Source organism: Ruegeria sp. AO1 (genome assembly GCF_056535985.1).
Map to the genome: position 1 here is coordinate 1073362 of NZ_JBQFJC010000001.1, position 19365 is coordinate 1092726.

The window sequence follows — 19365 nt, forward strand, 5'->3', positions numbered from 1 at the left end:
CCTTACTCCACAGTCACAGATTTCGCGAGGTTGCGTGGCTGATCCACATCTGTCCCCTTGGCGACAGCCGTATGATAGGCCAACAACTGCGCGGGAACCGAGTAGAGGATCGGGGTCAGGTTCGTGTGGATGTGGGGCATGCGGATTGTGCTCCAGACATCATCGCCTGCCTCAACGATGCCGTCATCGTCCGACACTAGGATGACCTTGCCCTTGCGTGCCATCACCTCTTGCATGTTCGAGACAGTCTTGTCGAAAACGGCATCGCGCGGGGCCATGACCACCACGGGCATATGCTTGTCGATCAACGCGATGGGGCCGTGTTTCAATTCGCCCGACGCGTAACCTTCGGCATGGATATAGCTGATTTCCTTCAGTTTCAGCGCGCCTTCCATCGCCAGCGGATACATCAGGCCACGGCCCAGGAACAGCACGTCGCGCGCCTCGGACAGGCGCTGGGCAGATTTGCGGATGGCGCGGTTCTGATCCAAAGCGGCGTTCAGGACCGAGGGCAAGCCGCGCAGGGCGGCGGCGTGATCGGCCAGTTCCTCATCGCTCAGCGTGCCCCGGTCAGCGGCGGCCTTGAGCGCAAGCATCAGCAATACGCTCAGCTGGCAGGTGAATGCCTTGGTCGAGGCGACGCCGATCTCAACCCCCGCGTGGATGGGCAGAGCGATATCGCTTTCCCGCGCAATCGAGCTTTCGGGAACATTGACCACTGAGACGATCTTGTCCGCTTTACCTTCGCAATAACGAAGCGCGGCCAGCGTGTCGGCGGTTTCGCCCGACTGGCTGACGAACAAGGCGAGCGTGCGGTCGGTGATCGGAGGTTCGCGATAGCGGAATTCGCTGGCGATATCGACCTCGACCGGCATTTTCGCCAGCTGCTCGAACCAGTATTTTGCTGTCAGGCAGGCATAGAAGGCCGTACCGCAGGCGACCATGGTCAGGCGGTCCAGCTTGGTGAAATCCAGATCGGTCTCGGGTAGAACCACGCGGTCACCGCCGGTGGGCAGGTACGAGCGGATCGCCTCGGCCACGACCACCGGTTGCTCGGCGATTTCCTTGGCCATGAAGTGCTTGTGTTCGCCCTTGTCGGCGCGGGCCGTATCCAGCTTGATCTTACGCATTTCGCGATTGGCCAGTTCACCGGCTTCGGTGCGAATTTCCATCGAGGTGCGGGTCAGGACAGCGCGGTCGCCTTCCTCAAGATAGGTGATCTTGTTGGTCAGCGGAGCCAGAGCAATCGCGTCCGACCCCACATACATCTCTCCTTCTCCATGGCCGATCGCCAGCGGAGAACCCTTGCGCGCGGCCACGATCAGGTCGTCCTGACCGTCGAACAGGAAGGCCAGCGCAAATGCGCCCTCTAGCTGGTCGATGGTCTTGAAGGCCGCTTCGACTGGGGACAGACCGGTATTCAGGTGATGCGCGGCCATCAGGGCCACGGTTTCGGTGTCGGTCTCGGTCACGAAATCCACACCGTGTTCGGCCAGTTCGGCGCGCAGCTCGCGGTAGTTTTCGACGATGCCGTTGTGGACGACGGCGACGGGCCCAGCTTTGTGTGGATGCGCGTTGGTGACCGAGGGCGCGCCATGCGTCGCCCAGCGGGTGTGCCCAATCCCAGATTTGCCGGGCAGGGGATCGTGGACCAGAAGGTCGCTCAGGTTCACCAACTTGCCGACAGCACGTCGGCGCCCCAAAGCGCCATCGTTGACGGTCGCAATCCCGGCGCTGTCATAGCCGCGATATTCCAGCCGTTTCAGGGCTTCGACCAAAATGGGGGCAGCCTCATGCTGTCCCAATACACCTACAATTCCGCACATAAACTCAGGCCTCTTTATCGCGGCGAGCCTTCTTCGCCTTCAACATATCAAACAATTTGCGCGCATAGCCGGGCTTGTTTTCCTGCTTGGCGCGCGCAACGGCCAGCGCCTCGGCTTCCACGTTTTTCGTCACGACTGTACCGGTTGCCGTCATTGCGCCATCGCCCACGGTCACCGGGGCCACCAGCATGGTGTTGGAGCCAATAAAGACACCCTCGCCAATCGTGGTCTTGTGCTTCATTACACCGTCATAGTTGCAGGTGATCGTGCCTGCCCCGATATTCGAACCCGCCCCGACCGAGGCATCCCCGATATAGCTGAGGTGATTGACCTTTGCGCCCTCGGCGATCTCGGCATTCTTGATCTCGACGAAATTGCCGATGCGCGCGTTTTCCGCCAGTTCCGCGCCGGGGCGCAAGCGGGCATAGGGGCCAATGATGGCTCCTCGGCTGACATGGCAGCCCTCCAGATGTGAAAACGCCCGGATTGTTGCGCCGCTTTCGACAGTCACGCCGGGACCGAAGACCACATTTGGTTCGATCACAGTATCGCGCCCGATCACCGTATCGGCAGCAAGGTAGACGGTTTCCGGGGCCATCAGCGTGACCCCCAAATCCAGCAACTCTGCCCGTGCTTGGGTCTGAAACACCGCATCCGCCGCGGCCAGATCTGCGCGAGAGTTCACGCCCAGCGTCTGCACCTCATCGCAGGCGACCGCTGTCACGCTCAGATCGCGGGAGCGGGCGATTTCGACCACATCCGTTAGGTAGTATTCGCCCGAGGCGTTGTCGTTGCCGACCGCGTCGATCAATGACATCAGGGTGACCGCGTTGCAGGCCAGCAGGCCCGAATTGCAGAAGGTGATCGCGCGTTCATCGTCCAAGGCGTCCTTGAACTCGACGATCCGCTCTAACGTATCGCCGTTCATCACCAGGCGGCCATAACGGGCTGGATCGGCGGCTTCAAAGCCCAGAATCACCAGATCATTCTGCGCGCGTGCTTCGATCATCCGCTCGAGTGTATCGGGTTGAAGGAAGGGCGTGTCGCCGTATAGGACCACGACATCGCCCTCGAACCCCTCCAGCGCATCGCGGGCCTGTGCGACGGCATGGGCGGTGCCCAGTTGCTCTTCCTGCACGGCGATCTGCGCGGTCTCGTCCTCGGCCTGTGCGACTTTGGCGACGGCCTCGGCCCCGTGGCCTGTAACGATCACGGTGCGCTCAGGCGACAGCACCGAACCGGCGTGCATGGCGTGAACCAGCATGGGAACCTGAGCGATCGGGTGCAGGACTTTGGGGATATCCGAATTCATCCTGGTGCCTTTCCCGGCGGCAAGGATGACAAGGGCAGTGGTCATGAAATCGTTTTCTCTTTGTGTTTTGTTGCCGTCCGTTTTATCCGCTGAGGGCAAAGGCGCAAGCCGTTCGGCCATCAAACAAGATTGCCGATTGCAACAGGACATGGCGGAAACCTGCCGATCAAGGAGGCGCAATGCGCACGGTCATCTTCGATCTGGACGGCACTTTGGCGGATACATCGGGCGATTTGCTGGCCGCTGCAAACCATTGTTTTCGCGAGATGGGGCATGGGGATGTTCTGGTTCACGGGCAAGATGCGGGCGTCGCCTTACGTGGCGGGCGTATGATGCTGACGCACGGATTGAAGCGCGTCGGGGCCTATGATGAAGGCACGGTTGACGCATATTATCCGGTTTTGCTTGAAGCCTATGCGCAGGACATCGACACCCACACGCAGTTCTACCCCGGCGCTTTGGAGGCGGTCGAGGCCCTGAAAACCGCAGGCTATGGAGTTGGGATCTGCACTAACAAGCCTGAACGTCTGGCGCATCAATTGCTAAGTCAGATGGGTGTGCTGGATCACTTCGCCTCCTTGGTCGGCGCGGACACTCTAGCGGTGCGCAAACCCGACCCCGAGCCGCTGCGCGAGGCTGCGCGGCGTGCAGGTGGGCATCCGGAACTGTGCGTTCTGATCGGGGATTCTGATACCGACCGCAACACTGCGAAAGCGGCCGGAGTGCCTTCGGTTCTGGTCACGTTCGGCCCCTCAGGCGACGATATGGCCGCTTTGGAACCTGAAGCCTTGCTGCATCATTTCGACGATCTGCCCGATCTTGTGGCCGACTTGATCGGTGCGGCGGCTTGATCCCTTGACCCAGACCGGATGGAGCCCCAGAACTAGGCCATGACTGAGACATTCACTGGCAGCTTCACCCAGCAAGAACCCATCCCGGACGAGGCGGTCGAGGCCGCTCTGGCCGTTCTGCGGCACGGGCGTCTTCATCGCTACAACGTCGTGCCTGGCGAATTGGGCGAGACCGCGCTGCTGGAGCAGGAATTCGCGGCCCAGATGGGGGCGAAATATTGCCTTGCGGTTTCGTCGGGTGGCTACGCTTTGGCGACCGCCTTGCGGGCTGTGGGTGTGCAGCCCGGCGAGGCGGTGCTAACCAACGCGTTTACTCTGGCTCCTGTACCGGGGGCGATTGCCTCAGTCGGGGCCAAGCCGATTTTTGTCGGCGTGACCGAACACCTGACCATTGATCTGGAGGATCTGGAGGCCAAGCTGGATCAGGCGCGGGTTCTGATGCTCAGTCATATGCGTGGTCATCTGTGCGACATGGACCGGTTGATGCAGCTCTGCGATACGGCAGGCGTTGTCGTGATCGAGGATTGCGCTCATACGATGGGGGCCGCGTGGCGCGGGCAGCTTTCGGGTCGGCAAGGGGCCATTGGCTGTTATTCGTGCCAGACTTATAAACATGTGAACTCGGGCGAGGGTGGTCTGCTGGTTACCGATGATGAGGAACTTGCGGCTAAAGCCACGATGCTGTCGGGGTCCTACATGCTCTACGAGCGGCATCTGGCTGCACCGGGGCCAGAGGTGTTTGAGCGGATCAAATACACCACGCCGAACGTGTCGGGCCGAATGGACAACTTGCGTGCGGCGATTTTGCGCCCTCAGCTACGGGATCTGGATCGGCAGGTTGGCCGCTGGAACGAACGCTATCAGGCCATTGAAGACGGTCTGCGGGGAACGCCCGGCCTGACGATGGTCGAGCGTCCCGAGGCAGAGACTTACGTGGGGTCGTCAATCCAGTTCCTACTGCTCGACTGGCTGCCGGAGCGGATTGCTGAGGTGATCAGCCGCTGCGCCAGCCGCGGGGTAGAGCTGAAATGGTTCGGCGGTGCTGAGCCCACCGGGTTTACTTCACGCTATGACAGTTGGCGCTATGCCGAGAGCGAGCGGATGCCTGCTTCGGACCGGGTTCTGGCAGGGATCATGGATATGCGGGTACCTCTGACCTTTTCGCTTGAAGACTGCCAGCTGATCGCCCGCATCATCCGGGCCGAAGTCGGAGCCGTCTACCAATCTTAATCTAATTGAGTGCGCCTGCAGCGCACGCTTGATTTTTGGGAAACGCCGCCCCGGTTCGGGCGGCGTTTTGCGTGTTGGATTCGGCGTGCCCGGAATGATTGACCCGCCGCAGATTCGCTGGTATCCAGTTATTGAACACTTGTTCATTAATGCTGAGAGGAGAGCGTCAATGTTCATGGCGAGTATGCAATTCGATCTGGGCGAGGACGTGAATGCGCTGCGCGAGATGGTGCATCGTTGGGCGCAGGAGCGGGTCAAGCCGATGGCGGCCGAGGTCGATGCGTCGAACGCGTTCCCCAATGAGCTTTGGACCGAGATGGGCGCGCTAGGCCTGTTGGGCGTGACCGTGCCCGAGGAATATGGTGGCGCTGGCATGTCTTATCTGGCCCATACCATCGCGATTGAGGAGATCGCGCGGGCCTCGGCCTCGGTCTCGCTATCCTATGGTGCGCATTCCAACCTCTGCGTGAACCAGATCAAGCTGAACGGCACGGAAGAGCAAAAGCAGAAATACCTGCCGCGCCTGATCTCGGGCGAACATGTGGGCGCGCTTGCGATGTCCGAACCCTCGGCTGGATCGGATGTGGTTTCGATGAAGCTGCGCGCCGAGAAGCGCAATGATCATTACCGCCTGAACGGGAACAAGTATTGGATCACCAATGGGCCGGATGCGGATACTCTGGTCGTCTATGCCAAGACCGACCCGGATGCGGGATCGAAAGGGATCACCGCGTTTCTGATCGAGAAAGAGATGACGGGATTCTCGACCTCACCCCATTTCGACAAGCTTGGGATGCGTGGGTCCAACACCGCAGAACTGATCTTTGAAGACGTAGAAGTACCGTTTGAGAATGTTCTGGGCGAAGAGGGCAAGGGTGTTGCCGTTCTGATGTCCGGGCTCGACTACGAACGTGTCGTGCTGGCCGGGATCGGAACCGGCATCATGGCCGCCTGTCTGGATGAAATCATGCCCTATCTGGCTGAACGCAAGCAGTTCGGCAAACCCATCGGCATGTTCCAACTGATGCAGGGCAAGATCGCAGATATGTACACTGCGATGAACTCGGCCCGTGCTTACGTGTATGAGGTCGCCAAGGCGTGTGACCGTGGGGATGTGACTCGTCAAGACGCGGCTGCGTGCTGTCTCTATGCCTCTGAGGCGGCGATGACGCAGGCGCATCAGGCCGTTCAGGCGATGGGTGGGGCGGGGTTCTTGTCGGACGCTCCGGTCAGCCGGATCTTCCGGGATGCCAAGCTGATGGAGATCGGGGCCGGGACCAGCGAAATCCGCCGCATGCTAATCGGTCGCGAATTGATGGGCGAAATGCTGGGGTAAGAAATCGCCCCGCAGCCGAGGGAACTGCGGGGCGTTTCGATCAAAGGATCAGAAGCGATGGACGTAGGATACGCCGACCAGCCAAGGATCGATATCCGCGGTACCGATATCGGCACCGTTCAGTTTGACGTCCGAGTCGATATCGAACCAACGCACGTTCAAACGGACAGCGCCAGCGTCGGAGACCATATAGTCCAGACCGGCCTGCAGCGAAACACCGAACGAATTGTCGATTTCAAGACCGTCCAGACTTTCGTCAAAGAAGATGGTGTAGTTCAGACCTGCACCAACATAGGGCTTCCACGCGCTGTTGGTCGGGAAGTGGTAGTTAAGCGACAAGGTGGGCGGAAGGTGCTTGACCGAGGATGTCTCGACGCCATTCAGCGAGATGTTGTGCTTGAACGGCGTCGCGGCCAGCAGTTCGATACCCAGATTGTCACGGACGAAATACTCGGCGGTGAATATCGGGCGGGTGTCGGCGTCAATGGTTGCGTCCGCGCCAGCCAGCGTTCCGTTGTCAGATTTAGGGTCCAGGTAGCCGACACCGAAACCAACGGTCCAGTCACCTTGCGATTGGGCGAGTGCGGGGCCAGCCAGCGCGACCAGCGCGGTGGAGAGTGTCAAAGCGGCGAGTTTATTGGTCATTGTTCTGCCTTTGGTTCAGTTGATGAGCGCTGTTTTGCACGGGCGCTGCCTGCGCTCTCTGATCTGAGTCAAATTCGCGAGAGCGCACCCGCCAAGTTTGACGTAGCTGAAAGCCATGAAAATAAAGGAAAATTTTGATGTCAGGCGATCTGCGCATACCGGGTTTGCGCTCGGCTGGTGGCTGGGATGTCCCCGATAGGCTGAACATGGCGCACCAGTGCCTGAACCATCCGCCCGAACAGGTCGCCTTGGTCGATCTGACAGAGGGCGATGAGCGGCCGGTAACTTACGGTCAACTGCACGAGATGGCCGATGGGCTTGCGCGGGCGCTCTTGCCCAAGGTCCAGACCGGTGACCGGGTTGGTGTTTTGCTTAGCCAGTCGCCGTGGTGTGCGGCGGCGCATCTGGCGATCTGGAAGATCGGTGCGATCTCGGTGCCTCTGTTCAAGCTTTTCAAACAAGACGCGCTGCGCTCCCGCGTAGCGGATGCCGGGGCAGGGATCGTTCTGACAGATGCCGAGGGCGCGGTGCTGCTGGGTGATCTGGCCGAGCCGATAGTCGCCGCCGAGTTTGTCCAACGCGGCCCAGAGTTGCCCTTTGCGAATACCGGCCCCGAAGACCCCGCCGTGCTGATCTATACTTCGGGCACAACCGGCAGCCCTAAGGGTGCTCTGCACGGGCACCGCGTGCTGACCGGCCATCTGCCCGGCGTTTCGATCAGCCATAATCACCTGCGCGCGGGGGATCGCCTTTGGACCCCGGCGGATTGGGCCTGGATCGGAGGGCTGTTCGATGTCCTGATGCCGGGCCTCGCGCTGGGCATCCCCGTGGTGGCCACCCGGCTGGACAAATTCACTCCCGAGGCCTGCGCCGATGTGATCGCGCGCGGCGGCGTGCGCAATGTGTTCTTTCCTCCGACAGCGCTGCGGATGCTGAAAGCGGCGGATCAGAGCATCCCCGGCCTGCGTTCGGTCGCGTCAGGGGGCGAGCCTCTGGGGGCAGAGATGCTGGCGTGGGGGCAACAGGCTTTTGGACTGACGATCAACGAGTTCTACGGCCAAACCGAATGCAACATGGTCGTCTCGTCCTGTGCCGAGGATTTCCCGGTACGGCCCGGCTGTATCGGCAAACCGGTACCAGGCCATGAGATCGCGGTGATCGATGAGGACGGTACACCCACGACGGACGAGGGTGATGTGGCCATCCGAAGCGGCTCGGCCTCGATGCTGCTGGAATACTGGAACCGGCCCGAGGCGAGGGCTGAGAAATTTCGGGGCGACTGGCTGATCACCGGGGACCGCGGCGTGTGGGATGGCGACTACCTGCGCTTCGTCGGCCGCGATGATGACGTGATCACCTCAGCCGGATATCGCATCGGCCCGGCCGAGATTGAGGATTGCTTGCTGACCCACCCGGCGGTGGCAACGGTCGGCGTGGTCGGCAAGCCCGACCCGCTGCGGACAGAGATCGTGAAGGCCTATGTGGTGTTGAAACCGGGGGTCGAGGCCTCAGGGCCGGAGTTGCAGGACTGGGTCAAGGACCGTCTGGCGCAGTATTCCTATCCGCGCGAGGTGGCGTTTCTGGACGAGTTGCCGATGACGGTGACGGGGAAGGTGATCCGCAAGGAATTGAAGGCGCGGGCTGCTGGGGAGGTCCCACTATGAAAAACTTAGCCTGCGCACTTTCCTTAGTTTTGTCTAGCGTTTGCACTGCGCATGCAGAAAGTACGGACAAACCGATTAGTGTTTTGAAATGGTTCAACGGGTGTGCACTTTTAAGTCAACCCGAGAACGGTATGACGATGGACACCAATTGTGTGAGCACTGCAGTCGAATACTGCACAATCGGACGCGTTGAAGAAGATCGAGTTCAATGTTTGGTAGAGCTTTCTGAACATGTCGGTGGAATCTGGAAAGAGATAGAATCCAATTTGCCGGAAAGCATTGGAGGGTCCGGCTGGGTAGCTCGAAACTATGAACGTAAGTACCTCCGGTTAGTCCAAGAGGAGTTCGATGTTTGCGATGCATCTCCTAGAGAAGAAATTCCCTCGGATACGTGGTGCAAGATGTATTTGAATGCAGGAGGTTGGGTGGAGTGGCGGCACCTGCAAAGACTAGCCGATGAGGTAGCCAAATGAAACTAACGTCCAAAGCCATGCCCGCCTCTGAGGGCTTCAAAGCAAATCGCGTAGCCCATCTCGACGCGCTGGCGCAGATTTCCTCAGCTGCCGAAGCAGCCCGTATGGGAGGCGGAGAGAAATCTCGCGCGCGGCACGTCTCTCGGGGCAAGATGCTGCCTCGACGTAGGGTGGCGAACCTGCTCGATCCAGGGTCTCCGTTTCTAGAGATCGGCGCGACGGCGGCGCATGGAATGTATGGCGATGCCGCGCCTTGTGCCGGGGTGATCGCGGGCATTGGCCGAGTACAGGGGCGCGAGGTCATGGTGGTGTGCAACGACGCCACCGTGAAGGGCGGCACATACTATCCGATGACCGTCAAAAAACATCTCCGCGCGCAGGAGATTGCCGAGGAAAACCATCTACCCTGCATTTATCTGGTCGATAGCGGCGGCGCGAACCTGCCCAATCAGGATGAGGTTTTCCCTGACCGCGACCACTTTGGCCGTATCTTCTATAACCAAGCGCGGATGAGCGCGAAGGGGGTTGCTCAGATCGCTGTGGTGATGGGCTCTTGTACGGCGGGTGGGGCCTATGTGCCCGCAATGTCGGACGTGACCATCATTGTGAAAGAACAAGGTACGATCTTTCTGGCCGGGCCGCCTCTGGTGAAAGCGGCGACCGGCGAGGTTGTGAGTTCCGAAGATCTGGGCGGCGGCGATGTCCATACCCGCCTGTCCGGCGTGGCGGACTATCTGGCCGAGGATGACGCCCACGCGCTGGCTTTGGCACGTCGGGCTGTCGGCTCGTTGAACCTGCGTAAACCGCAGACGGTAGATTGGGCCACCCCGGAAGACCCAGCTTATGACCCCGAGGAGATCCTCGGCGTTGTTCCGGCTGATCTGCGCATGCCCTATGACATCCGAGAAGTGATCGCGCGTCTGGTCGATGGCTCTCGGTTCGATGAATTCAAGCCACGCTTTGGCGAGACACTGGTGACTGGCTTTGCCCATGTCAAAGGCTGCCCGGTGGGCATCATGGCCAATAATGGTGTGTTGTTTTCCGAAGCTGCACAGAAGGGGGCGCATTTTGTTGAGCTGTGTTCTCAACGTCGCATCCCGCTGGTGTTCCTGCAGAATATCACCGGCTTTATGGTCGGTCGCAAATACGAGAACGAAGGCATCGCGCGGCATGGGGCCAAGATGGTGACGGCGGTGGCGACAACCTCGGTGCCGAAGATCACGATGCTTGTCGGAGGGTCTTTCGGAGCCGGAAACTATGGCATGGCCGGTCGGGCATATCAGCCGCGGTTCCTATGGACCTGGCCGAACTCACGGATTTCGGTGATGGGCGGAGAGCAGGCGGCAGGCGTTCTGGCCACTGTCAAACGCGACGGGATCGAACGGCAGGGCGGGACCTGGTCGGCCGAGGAGGAGGCCGAATTCAAACGCCCGACTTTGGATATGTTCGAGGAGCAGTCTCATCCGCTCTATGCCTCGGCTCGGTTGTGGGATGACGGCATCATCGACCCACGCAAATCGCGCGATGTACTATCCCTGTCTCTGAGTGCCGCCTTGAACGCCCCGATCGAGGAAACACGTTTCGGCGTGTTCAGGATGTGATTTCCCAATGGACACACATTTCACGAAATTGAACGAGGATTGGAACGCTGATCCGAATGCGCCGATGCCGGTAGCTGCAAGAGCAGGTGGCGATCTCTGGTTGCGGTTTTGCCCAAATGAGTGGTTGAACCCGTCGCATCTGGCGCGAGGGCATCTGTTTATCCGGTTTGTTGATTGCCAACGACTTCGTTTCACTTCGATCAATGATCACGGGTGGTTCGGTGGGCAGTGCCGCTTCAGTAAAGTGGCGCCAGCTTGGGGAGAGTTTTACGCGGTGGAGGGCGATTTTAGGGAAGGTCAAGACGAGACACCTTGGACTATAGTGTCGGCTAGGTCTGACCCTGCGAGAAACTTTCTGTTCTATTTCCGCGATGAAGCTTTCGAATGCACTGCGTCCTCTTGGAGCCTAAGCACCGAATGCTCGTCTGGTTCTATCTTCGAAGAGGCGGTTTGTCATGCTCAGTAAAATCCTAATCGCAAACCGAGGCGAGATTGCCTGTCGCGTTATCGAAACCGCTCAGAAAATGGGTGTGTCCTGTGTTGCTGTCTATTCGGATGCGGATGCCACGGCGAAGCATGTGCAGATGGCAGATGAGGCGGTGAATATCGGCGGGGCCGCTCCGGCTGAAAGCTATCTAAAGGGAGATGTGATCATCCAGGCGGCACTCGAGACCGGGGCGCAGGCGATCCATCCTGGCTATGGGTTTCTGTCCGAGAACCCCGATTTTGTGGGTGCAGTTGACGCCGCAGGGCTAACCTTTATCGGACCGTCGGCGGATGCGATCCGTAAGATGGGTCTCAAGGATGCGGCCAAGGCTTTGATGGAGGACGCGGGCGTTCCCGTTGTGCCCGGATATCACGGTGAAAATCAGGACCCCGCTCATCTGGCCGAGGCAGCCGCAGCCATTGGCTATCCCGTGCTGATCAAGGCGGTTGCAGGCGGCGGCGGCAAAGGTATGCGGTTGGTTGAGACTCCCGAGGCGTTCTCGGACGCTCTGGACAGCGCGCGCGGTGAGGCAAAGACCGCCTTTGGCAATGACGCGGTTCTGGTCGAGAAATTTGTCGCCAAACCTCGGCATATCGAGGTTCAAGTTTTCGGCGACGGCACCCATGCGGTGCATCTGTTTGAACGGGACTGCTCGCTGCAACGGCGACATCAGAAGGTGATTGAAGAGGCGCCGGCCCCCGGTATGACGGCTGAGATGCGCGAGGCGATGGGGCAGGCCGGTGTTCGTGCGGCAGAGGCGATTGGCTACAAAGGGGCCGGGACAGTTGAGTTCATTGTCGACGCGTCCGAAGGGCTGCGGCCGGATCGCTTCTGGTTCATGGAGATGAACACGCGCCTGCAGGTTGAACATCCTGTGACCGAGGCGATTACGGGCGTTGATCTGGTCGAATGGCAGTTGCGCGTTGCAGCGGGTGAAAGCTTGCCGAGGCAGCAGAATGACCTGTCGATCAATGGTCACGCGTTTGAGGCACGGCTGTACGCCGAGGATGTGCCCAAGGGCTTTTTGCCCGCGACGGGCACTCTGACCCATCTGCAGTTTCCGTCTGAGTGCCGCGCGGATAGTGGCGTGCGGGCGGGGGATACGATCAGCCCCTGGTATGATCCGATGATCGCCAAGGTCGTCGTGCATGGTCCGACCCGCGCGGTCGCACTTGAGAGCTTGCATCGTGCTCTGCGCCAGACCGAAGTTGCCGGGACGGTGACCAATCTGGCCTTCCTTGGCGCTCTGACTCGCCATGGGGGTTTTGCCTCGGGCGACTTGGATACGGGTCTGATCGGGCGTGACCTTGAGGATTTGGTCCAGACGGCGGACGCGGTCAATGCCTCCGTGGTGGCCGCGGCGATGACAGCATTGGGCCTGACGGAGACAACGTCAGAGACAGGTTTCACTCTTTGGGGGCCGTTGCACCGGGCCGTGCAGCTGATGCGCGACGGTGAGGTCCTTGATCTGGATGTTCAGGTCGAAAGCCCGCACCGGCAGCTCTGGACGGTGAATGGCGCGCAGGTGATCGCGCAGCACAATGGGGGTTGGGTCATTGATGGACAGCGCATGCCCCATGTCGCCGTCGCTGGGCCTCAGATCACGGTGTTTGATGACTATGGTCAGGTGTTCGAAATCGTCGACCCCTTGGATCGCGATGCCAGCGCTGCAGGAGATACCAACGTGATCGAGGCGCCCATGCCGGGTTTGGTCAAGGCCGTCTTCGCCTTGGCAGGGCAGGCGGTGAAAGAGGGTGACCGGCTGGCGATTCTGGAAGCCATGAAGATGGAGCATTCCCTGCTTGCGGCGCGCGACGGTGTGGTGGCCGAGGTGTTGGCCGACGCAGGTGCACAGGTTGAGGCTGGGGCGGCCCTGGTCCGTTTGGCTGAGGATTGATCTGTTCGGTCCGTGCATTGCGTGGCACAGTCGGGCCATCCGTATTTAAAACGAGAAGAAGCCGGGGAGGGATGCGCTGATGAAAGAACGCGTCGAGATATTCGAGGTCGGGCCAAGGGATGGGCTTCAGAACGAAAAGCGCGAGATTCCGGTGGCCGAGAAAGTGGCGCTGGTCGATTGCCTGAGCCGCGCCGGGTTCAACCGGATTGAGGTGGCCAGTTTCGTGTCGCCCAAATGGGTGCCGCAGATGGCGGGAAGCGGCGCGGTTCTGGCTGGGATCAAACGGGCCGAGGGCGTGCGTTATGCGGCGTTGACGCCGAACATGCGCGGCTATGAAGACGCGTTAGCGGCCAAAGCGGATGAGATCGCAGTGTTTGCATCAGCCTCCGAGGGGTTCTCGAAAGCCAACATCAACGCGACCATCGCGGAATCCATTGAACGGTTCGTGCCGATCCTTGAGGCCGCGCGCCATATTGACCTGCCCGTCCGGGGTTATGTCTCATGCGTGACCGATTGCCCATATGATGGTCCGACCCCACCCGAAAAAGTGGCTGAGGTCGCGGACGCTCTGTTCGCGCATGGGTGTTATGAGATTTCGCTTGGCGACACGATCGGGCAGGGAACTCCGGACAAGATTGCGCATATGCTGCTGGCGGTGCGCGACAGGGTGCCCGTTACCCGGCTTGCGGGCCATTTCCACAACACCAACGGGCGGGCGATGGACAATATTGATGCCTCGCTGGCGCTGGGCGTGCGGGTGTTTGACGCTGCGGTCGGTGGTTTGGGGGGATGCCCCTATGCACCCGGCGCGGCTGGCAATGTCGCGACCGAAGCAGTTGCCGCCCATCTGGAGCGGCTGGGATATGAGACCGGTCTGGACGCAGCAGTTTTGGACGAAGCCGGGCAGATGGCGCAGGCAATGAGAGGCTGACATGTTTGAAACGATTGCGGTCGTCACAGATGACCGGGGTGTTGCGACACTGACTCTGTCGCGCGCCGAAAAGCACAATGCCATGTCGGCGCTGATGATCAGCGAATTGACTCAGGCCGCGGCGCAGCTCGGGCGCGACGAGGCGGTGCGCGTTGTTGTGTTGACCGGGTCTGGCAAGAGCTTCTGTGCCGGGGGCGATCTGGGGTGGATGCGTGATCAGATGGCTGCGGATGCCGAGACCCGATTTACCGAGGCGCGCAAGCTGGCGGAAATGCTGAAGGCGCTGAACGAGATGCCCAAACCTCTGATTGGTGCCTTGCAGGGCAACGCGTTTGGCGGCGGCGTCGGGCTGACCTCGGTCTGCGACGTTGCGGTTGGCGTTGACACCCTTAAAATGGGCCTGACCGAGACCCGGCTGGGCCTGATCCCAGCGACGATTGGGCCTTACGTAATCGCGCGGATGGGTGAGGCCCGCGCGCGGCGTGTTTTCATGTCGGCGCGTTTGTTTGACGCGGCTGAGGCGGTGGATCTTGGCCTGTTGGCAAAAGCGGTGCCAGCCGATCAACTGATGCGCGCTGTCGAGGATGAAATCACCCCCTACCTGTCCTGTGCGCCGGGGGCTGTGGCGTCGGCTAAGGCCTTGGTTCAAAACCTCGGCCCGCGTCTTGACGACAGTGTGATTGACCATACCATCCAGGCGTTGGTCGCCCGATGGGAAACGCCGGAAGCACGCGAGGGCATCGAAGCATTCTTTGAAAAACGTAACCCCAAGTGGAACAACAAAGATTAACTTGGGGCGTCTATTGTCCGCTGAGGCGAAATCGGGGTGATTCCCGAAGGTCTGTCAAGGGGATGAATGACGTGGTGCGCGCTTGTGTTCGGTTGACCCTCTGACCGCGTGGGGCTAGAGAAAGTCGAGTCAACACGCCAATTGACGGCGCCCTCCGAAAGGGGACGCGCAGGAAAGGAGCTAGACGTGGAAGACCTGCTGCGGGAGTATCTCCCTATTCTGGTGTTTCTGGCCGTAGCCATCGGCCTGGGAATTGTCCTGATTCTGGCAGCTGTCGTTCTGGCAGTTCGCAACCCCGATCCCGAAAAAGTCAGCGCCTATGAATGCGGCTTCAACGCGTTTGATGACGCTCGGATGAAGTTCGATGTGCGCTTCTATCTGGTTTCGATCCTTTTCATCATTTTCGACCTCGAGATTGCGTTCCTGTTCCCATGGGCCGTGGGCTTTAAGGACATCAGCGATGTAGGGTTCTGGTCGATGATGGTCTTCTTGGGCGTTTTGACCATCGGCTTTGCCTATGAATGGAAGAAGGGGGCCTTGGAATGGGAGTGATGACGGGTGCAAATACCGCTGGCGTCGACAAAGAAGTCGCCACCCAGGCCCTCAATGCCGAGCTGCAGGACAAAGGCTTCCTGCTGACCTCGACCGAAGACATTATCAATTGGGCGCGGACCGGGTCTTTGCATTGGATGACCTTTGGTCTGGCCTGCTGCGCAGTTGAGATGATGCACACTTCGATGCCGCGCTATGACGCGGAACGGTTTGGCATCGCGCCGCGTGCCTCGCCGCGCCAGTCCGATGTGATGATTGTGGCTGGTACACTGACCAATAAGATGGCTCCGGCGCTGCGCAAGGTCTATGACCAGATGCCCGAGCCGCGCTATGTGATCTCGATGGGGTCCTGCGCGAATGGCGGTGGCTACTACCACTACTCCTATTCCGTCGTACGTGGCTGTGACCGTATCGTTCCGGTAGACATTTATGTCCCCGGTTGTCCTCCGACGGCTGAGGCGCTGCTATACGGTCTGATGCAGCTGCAACGCAAAATCCGCCGTACCGGCACGATCGTGCGCTAAAGGAGAGGGCGGATGAGCGAAGCACTCAAAGAACTCGGTACGCATCTGGAGCTGAAACGGTCCGACTGTGTGTTGTCCTGGGATGTCACCCATGGCGAGTTGAACGTGGATGTGGCGCCGTCAAACCTTGTGGAGTTCATCGAATTCCTCAAAAGCGACCGCTCCTGCCAGTTCTCGACGCTGGTCGATATTACAGGCGTGGACTACCCCGAACGGGCCAAGCGGTTCGACGTGGTCTATCATTTCCTCTCGATGTACCAGAACCAGCGCATTCGTCTGCGCGTCTCCATCCGCGAAGAAGACATGGTGCCCTCGATCGTCGATACGCATCCCTCGGCCAACTGGTTCGAGCGTGAGGTTTTCGACATGTTCGGCATCTTGTTCTCGGGCCATCCGGACCTGCGGCGCATCCTGACCGATTACGGGTTCCGCGGCTATCCGTTGCGCAAGGATTTCCCGACCACCGGCTACACCGAGGTTCGCTATGACGAGGCGCAGAAACGGGTGGTTTATGAACCCGTCAGCCTCGTGCAGGAATACCGTCAGTTTGATTTTATGTCCCCATGGGAAGGTGCCAACTACATTCTTCCGGGGGATGAAAAACAGGAGTCGTAAGCCATGGAGTTCCTGATCTGGATCGCATTCACGATCGCCACGATCATCCCGATGCTGAAACTGCTGCCGCATTTCGGGATCGAGAAGTTCTGGGCGTTTGCCTGTGTCATCCCGATTGGAACGCTGATCCTTTTGTGGATCATGGCCATGAAGCTGCAAGAGATGGAACGTCGCTGAGATGCTGGGGGAACTGATCATTTTGGGCGCCCTTGGGGTGCTGCTTGCCGGCGCCGCAGCCAAGGCGGCTGAGGCCGAGAAGGTCCGGGTGCGCGCGGACGCGAAGAAAAAGCGGGGGCGGTGATGGACGGCTCAAGATATGATGACGGCAGCACGGACGCGCTGAGCGGCGAGCAGAAAATCCGCAATTTCAACATTAACTTTGGCCCACAACACCCTGCTGCGCATGGGGTTTTGCGTTTGGTGCTTGAGCTGGACGGAGAGATCGTAGAGCGCTGCGATCCGCATATCGGCTTGCTACACCGTGGCACCGAAAAGCTGATGGAAAGCCGGACGTATCTGCAGAACCTGCCGTATTTCGACCGTCTGGATTACGTGGCGCCGATGAACCAGGAACATGCCTGGTGTCTCGCCATCGAAAAGCTGACCGGGGTCGAGGTGCCACGCCGTGGCTCGCTGATCCGGGTGCTGTATTCCGAGATCGGTCGCATCCTGAACCACCTGCTTAACGTGACCACGCAGGCGATGGATGTGGGCGCTCTGACCCCGCCGCTGTGGGGTTTTGAAGAACGCGAAAAGCTGATGGTGTTCTATGAGCGTGCCTGTGGTGCCCGCCTGCACGCCGCCTATTTCCGCCCCGGGGGTGTCCATCAGGACCTGCCGCCGGAACTGCTGGACGATATCGAGGCGTGGAGCCACGAATTCCCCGCTGTTCTCGATGACATTGACGGGCTGCTGACCGAAAACCGCATCTTCAAGCAGCGCAACGCCGATATCGGCGTCGTGACCGAGGATGACATTCAGAAATACGGCTTCTCGGGCGTGATGGTCCGTGGCTCGGGTCTTGCATGGGACCTGCGCCGCGCGCAGCCGTACGAATGCTACGACGAGTTCGATTTCCAGATCCCCGTCGGTAAGAATGGCGACTGCTACGACCGCTATCTCTGCCGCATGGAAGAGATGCGCCAATCCCTGCTGATCATCCGACAGGCCATCGCCAAGATTCGCGAATGCCCAGGCGACGTTCTGGCCCGCGGCAAGATCACCCCGCCGAAACGCTCGGACATGAAGACCTCGATGGAGAGCCTGATCCATCATTTCAAACTGTATACCGAAGGCTTCCACGTCCCCGCAGGCGAAGTCTACGCCGCAGTAGAAGCCCCCAAGGGCGAGTTCGGCGTCTATCTCGTTGCCGACGGCACCAACAAACCCTACCGTGCCAAACTCCGCGCACCGGGTTTCCTGCATCTGCAAGCCATGGATCACGTCGCCAAAGGCCACCAACTGGCTGACGTCGCCGCCATCATCGGCACCATGGACGTCGTATTTGGAGAGATTGACCGCTAATGCTCCGCCGTCTTCATCCCGAACAACCCGAAAGCTTTGCGTTCACCGCCGCCAACCAGCAATGGGCCGAAGCGCAGATCACGAAATACCCCGAGGGTCGCCAAGCCAGTGCGGTGATCCCGCTGCTGTGGCGCGCACAAGAGCAGGAGGGCTGGCTGTCCCGCCCGGCAATTGAATCCGTCGCCGACATGCTGGGCATGGCCTATATTCGCGTGCTCGAGGTCGCCTCGTTCTACTTCATGTTCCAACTGCAGCCGGTCGGCTCGGTGGCGCATATTCAGGTGTGTGGAACGACTTCGTGCATGATTTGCGGGGCCGAGGATCTGATTGCGGTCTGCAAGGAAAAGATCGCCGCCAAGCCACATGAGCTATCCGCCGATGGCAAGCTGAGCTGGGAAGAGGTGGAATGCCTTGGGTCCTGTACGAATGCTCCGATGGCGCAGATCGGCAAGGATTACTACGAAGACCTGACCGCCGAGAGTTTTGGCAAGATCATAGACAATCTGGCGGCGGGGAAGGTGCCTACGCCCGGCCCTCAAAACGGGCGATATGCGGCAGAGCCTTTGAAAGGACTCAGCAGCCTGACCGAACATGAGGCTGGAAAGCCGGAACACAATGCCAGCGTGGCCTTAGCGGCAGAGCTTGGCGATACGGTCAAGCGGATCGACGGGACCGAGGTTCCGATCCTCACACCTTGGCTGGGCAAAGACGGCAAGCAGGCCGGAGCCTCGGCGGCGGCGAAACCGCCGAAAGCGCCTGAGCCACCGAAACCAGCCGTGAAACAGGCCGCTGAGGCCAAGGCGAAAGAAGTCGAGGAAGATAAACCCCGAACGCTGACCGAGGCGCGTGGGGGCCTGCCGGACGATCTCAAGATGCTCAAAGGCGTGGGGCCGAAACTGGAAGAGACGCTGAACGAGCTGGGCTTTTTCCACTATGATCAGATCGCAGCCTGGACGCCCGAGCACGTGGCCTGGGTGGATGCGCGCCTGAAGTTCAAGGGCCGGATCGAACGCGATGGCTGGATTGAACAAGCGGCCAAGCTGGCTGTTGGGGATCAGACCGAATTCGCCAAACGTGCCAAGGAAGACGGCACTTACGAAGACTAAA

At 59.9% G+C, this 19365-nt stretch carries 20 protein-coding genes; 16 read left to right on the top strand and 4 right to left on the bottom strand.

The window, feature by feature from the left end:
* Window positions 1-2: 2 nt before the first annotated feature.
* On the bottom strand, window positions 3-1826 hold the full coding sequence (gene glmS / locus ACR3FB_RS05260; protein WP_480564757.1) for a glutamine--fructose-6-phosphate transaminase (isomerizing): 1824 nt from the start codon (window positions 1824-1826) through the stop codon (window positions 3-5).
* A 4-nt stretch (window positions 1827-1830) separates the two neighbouring features.
* Entirely contained in the window at window positions 1831-3183 is a 1353-nt protein-coding gene (glmU, locus tag ACR3FB_RS05265; RefSeq protein WP_480564760.1) for a bifunctional UDP-N-acetylglucosamine diphosphorylase/glucosamine-1-phosphate N-acetyltransferase GlmU, read from the bottom strand.
* 134 nt (window positions 3184-3317) lie between these two features.
* Between glmU and ACR3FB_RS05270 the strand changes: the two genes are divergently transcribed.
* The 3 genes from ACR3FB_RS05270 to ACR3FB_RS05280 all read left to right on the top strand — a co-directional run bounded on the left by ACR3FB_RS05270 (window position 3318) and on the right by ACR3FB_RS05280 (window position 6555).
* Complete coding sequence (locus ACR3FB_RS05270) at window positions 3318-3989, top strand: HAD-IA family hydrolase (protein WP_170637100.1); 672 nt, start codon at window positions 3318-3320, stop codon at window positions 3987-3989.
* A 39-nt stretch (window positions 3990-4028) separates the two neighbouring features.
* Entirely contained in the window at window positions 4029-5219 is a 1191-nt protein-coding gene (locus ACR3FB_RS05275) for a DegT/DnrJ/EryC1/StrS family aminotransferase (protein WP_480564763.1), read from the top strand.
* A 169-nt stretch (window positions 5220-5388) separates the two neighbouring features.
* Window positions 5389-6555, top strand: coding sequence for an isovaleryl-CoA dehydrogenase (locus ACR3FB_RS05280; RefSeq protein ID WP_170375107.1), 1167 nt, complete (start codon window positions 5389-5391; stop codon window positions 6553-6555).
* 48 nt (window positions 6556-6603) lie between these two features.
* Here ACR3FB_RS05280 and ACR3FB_RS05285 read toward each other — a convergent pair whose 3' ends face one another.
* Window positions 6604-7200 (bottom strand): OmpW/AlkL family protein, encoded by a 597-nt coding sequence (locus tag ACR3FB_RS05285; protein WP_425085007.1) that lies wholly within the window; start codon window positions 7198-7200, stop codon window positions 6604-6606.
* Window positions 7201-7337: 137 nt separating this feature from the next.
* Here ACR3FB_RS05285 and ACR3FB_RS05290 point away from each other — a divergent pair, with 137 nt between their 5' ends.
* Genes ACR3FB_RS05290 through ACR3FB_RS05300 form a run of 3 tightly spaced genes read left to right on the top strand, consistent with a single transcriptional unit; the run spans window position 7338 to window position 10938 of the window.
* Entirely contained in the window at window positions 7338-8864 is a 1527-nt protein-coding gene (locus ACR3FB_RS05290) for an AMP-binding protein (protein WP_480564766.1), read from the top strand.
* The gene (locus ACR3FB_RS05295) at window positions 8861-9337 is read left to right on the top strand and encodes a hypothetical protein (protein WP_480564769.1); all 477 of its coding nucleotides are present in this window, start codon (window positions 8861-8863) and stop codon (window positions 9335-9337) included. Before ACR3FB_RS05290 ends, ACR3FB_RS05295 begins: the two co-directional genes overlap by 4 nt.
* Window positions 9334-10938, top strand: a complete 1605-nt coding sequence (locus ACR3FB_RS05300; protein ID WP_480564772.1) for a carboxyl transferase domain-containing protein — start codon at window positions 9334-9336, stop codon at window positions 10936-10938. The genes ACR3FB_RS05295 and ACR3FB_RS05300 overlap by 4 nt, the downstream gene beginning before the upstream one ends.
* Here ACR3FB_RS05300 and ACR3FB_RS05305 read toward each other — a convergent pair.
* Window positions 10928-11239: a hypothetical protein gene (locus tag ACR3FB_RS05305; protein ID WP_425085011.1), complete on the bottom strand. Its 312-nt coding sequence runs from the start codon at window positions 11237-11239 to the stop codon at window positions 10928-10930. The two genes, ACR3FB_RS05300 and ACR3FB_RS05305, sit on opposite strands and share 11 nt — an antisense overlap.
* 154 nt (window positions 11240-11393) lie before the next feature.
* On the opposite strand from ACR3FB_RS05305, the gene ACR3FB_RS05310 reads away from it, so the two are divergent.
* The 10 genes from ACR3FB_RS05310 to nuoE all read left to right on the top strand — a co-directional run bounded on the left by ACR3FB_RS05310 (window position 11394) and on the right by nuoE (window position 19364).
* Complete coding sequence (locus ACR3FB_RS05310) at window positions 11394-13322, top strand: acetyl/propionyl/methylcrotonyl-CoA carboxylase subunit alpha (RefSeq protein ID WP_480564775.1); 1929 nt, start codon at window positions 11394-11396, stop codon at window positions 13320-13322.
* Window positions 13323-13401: 79 nt separating this feature from the next.
* Window positions 13402-14253 carry a hydroxymethylglutaryl-CoA lyase gene (locus ACR3FB_RS05315; protein ID WP_480564778.1) on the top strand — a complete coding sequence of 284 codons (852 nt, stop codon included), beginning with the start codon at window positions 13402-13404 and terminating at the stop codon, window positions 14251-14253.
* Between the two features lies 1 nt (window position 14254).
* Window positions 14255-15043 (top strand): crotonase/enoyl-CoA hydratase family protein, encoded by a 789-nt coding sequence (locus tag ACR3FB_RS05320; protein ID WP_480564781.1) that lies wholly within the window; start codon window positions 14255-14257, stop codon window positions 15041-15043.
* 186 nt (window positions 15044-15229) lie between these two features.
* Entirely contained in the window at window positions 15230-15595 is a 366-nt protein-coding gene (locus ACR3FB_RS05325; protein WP_170375125.1) for an NADH-quinone oxidoreductase subunit A, read from the top strand.
* Window positions 15586-16119, top strand: a complete 534-nt coding sequence (locus tag ACR3FB_RS05330) for a NuoB/complex I 20 kDa subunit family protein (RefSeq protein WP_037307875.1) — start codon at window positions 15586-15588, stop codon at window positions 16117-16119. The genes ACR3FB_RS05325 and ACR3FB_RS05330 overlap by 10 nt, the downstream gene beginning before the upstream one ends.
* 12 nt (window positions 16120-16131) lie before the next feature.
* Complete coding sequence (locus tag ACR3FB_RS05335) at window positions 16132-16734, top strand: NADH-quinone oxidoreductase subunit C (RefSeq protein WP_170375126.1); 603 nt, start codon at window positions 16132-16134, stop codon at window positions 16732-16734.
* 3 nt (window positions 16735-16737) lie between these two features.
* Complete coding sequence (locus tag ACR3FB_RS05340) at window positions 16738-16911, top strand: hypothetical protein (RefSeq protein ID WP_170461080.1); 174 nt, start codon at window positions 16738-16740, stop codon at window positions 16909-16911.
* A gap of 1 nt (window position 16912) precedes the next feature.
* On the top strand, window positions 16913-17035 hold the full coding sequence (locus ACR3FB_RS05345) for a hypothetical protein (RefSeq protein WP_419738290.1): 123 nt from the start codon (window positions 16913-16915) through the stop codon (window positions 17033-17035).
* The gene (locus ACR3FB_RS05350; protein WP_480564784.1) at window positions 17035-18258 is read left to right on the top strand and encodes an NADH-quinone oxidoreductase subunit D; all 1224 of its coding nucleotides are present in this window, start codon (window positions 17035-17037) and stop codon (window positions 18256-18258) included. The genes ACR3FB_RS05345 and ACR3FB_RS05350 overlap by 1 nt, the downstream gene beginning before the upstream one ends.
* Window positions 18258-19364 carry an NADH-quinone oxidoreductase subunit NuoE gene (gene nuoE / locus ACR3FB_RS05355; protein WP_425085016.1) on the top strand — a complete coding sequence of 369 codons (1107 nt, stop codon included), beginning with the start codon at window positions 18258-18260 and terminating at the stop codon, window positions 19362-19364. The genes ACR3FB_RS05350 and nuoE overlap by 1 nt, the downstream gene beginning before the upstream one ends.
* The last annotated feature ends 1 nt before the right edge of the window (window position 19365 follow it).

Bases quoted from the DNA above. Each gene is read 5' to 3' on its own strand.
- ACR3FB_RS05295 (WP_480564769.1), top strand. From the start codon at position 8,861: ATGAAAAACTTAGCCTGCGCACTTTCCTTAGTTTTGTCTAGCGTTTGC.
- ACR3FB_RS05275 (WP_480564763.1), top strand. From the start codon at position 4,029: ATGACTGAGACATTCACTGGCAGCTTCACCCAGCAAGAACCCATCCCG.
- glmU (WP_480564760.1), bottom strand. From the start codon at position 3,183: ATGACCACTGCCCTTGTCATCCTTGCCGCCGGGAAAGGCACCAGGATG.
- ACR3FB_RS05285 (WP_425085007.1), bottom strand. From the start codon at position 7,200: ATGACCAATAAACTCGCCGCTTTGACACTCTCCACCGCGCTGGTCGCG.
- ACR3FB_RS05350 (WP_480564784.1), top strand. From the start codon at position 17,035: ATGGACGGCTCAAGATATGATGACGGCAGCACGGACGCGCTGAGCGGC.
- glmS (WP_480564757.1), bottom strand. From the start codon at position 1,826: ATGTGCGGAATTGTAGGTGTATTGGGACAGCATGAGGCTGCCCCCATT.
- ACR3FB_RS05315 (WP_480564778.1), top strand. From the start codon at position 13,402: ATGAAAGAACGCGTCGAGATATTCGAGGTCGGGCCAAGGGATGGGCTT.
- ACR3FB_RS05345 (WP_419738290.1), top strand. From the start codon at position 16,913: ATGCTGGGGGAACTGATCATTTTGGGCGCCCTTGGGGTGCTGCTTGCC.
- ACR3FB_RS05300 (WP_480564772.1), top strand. From the start codon at position 9,334: ATGAAACTAACGTCCAAAGCCATGCCCGCCTCTGAGGGCTTCAAAGCA.
- ACR3FB_RS05320 (WP_480564781.1), top strand. From the start codon at position 14,255: ATGTTTGAAACGATTGCGGTCGTCACAGATGACCGGGGTGTTGCGACA.
- nuoE (WP_425085016.1), top strand. From the start codon at position 18,258: ATGCTCCGCCGTCTTCATCCCGAACAACCCGAAAGCTTTGCGTTCACC.
- ACR3FB_RS05340 (WP_170461080.1), top strand. From the start codon at position 16,738: ATGGAGTTCCTGATCTGGATCGCATTCACGATCGCCACGATCATCCCG.
- ACR3FB_RS05270 (WP_170637100.1), top strand. From the start codon at position 3,318: ATGCGCACGGTCATCTTCGATCTGGACGGCACTTTGGCGGATACATCG.
- ACR3FB_RS05280 (WP_170375107.1), top strand. From the start codon at position 5,389: ATGTTCATGGCGAGTATGCAATTCGATCTGGGCGAGGACGTGAATGCG.
- ACR3FB_RS05310 (WP_480564775.1), top strand. From the start codon at position 11,394: ATGCTCAGTAAAATCCTAATCGCAAACCGAGGCGAGATTGCCTGTCGC.
- ACR3FB_RS05330 (WP_037307875.1), top strand. From the start codon at position 15,586: ATGGGAGTGATGACGGGTGCAAATACCGCTGGCGTCGACAAAGAAGTC.
- ACR3FB_RS05335 (WP_170375126.1), top strand. From the start codon at position 16,132: ATGAGCGAAGCACTCAAAGAACTCGGTACGCATCTGGAGCTGAAACGG.
- ACR3FB_RS05290 (WP_480564766.1), top strand. From the start codon at position 7,338: ATGTCAGGCGATCTGCGCATACCGGGTTTGCGCTCGGCTGGTGGCTGG.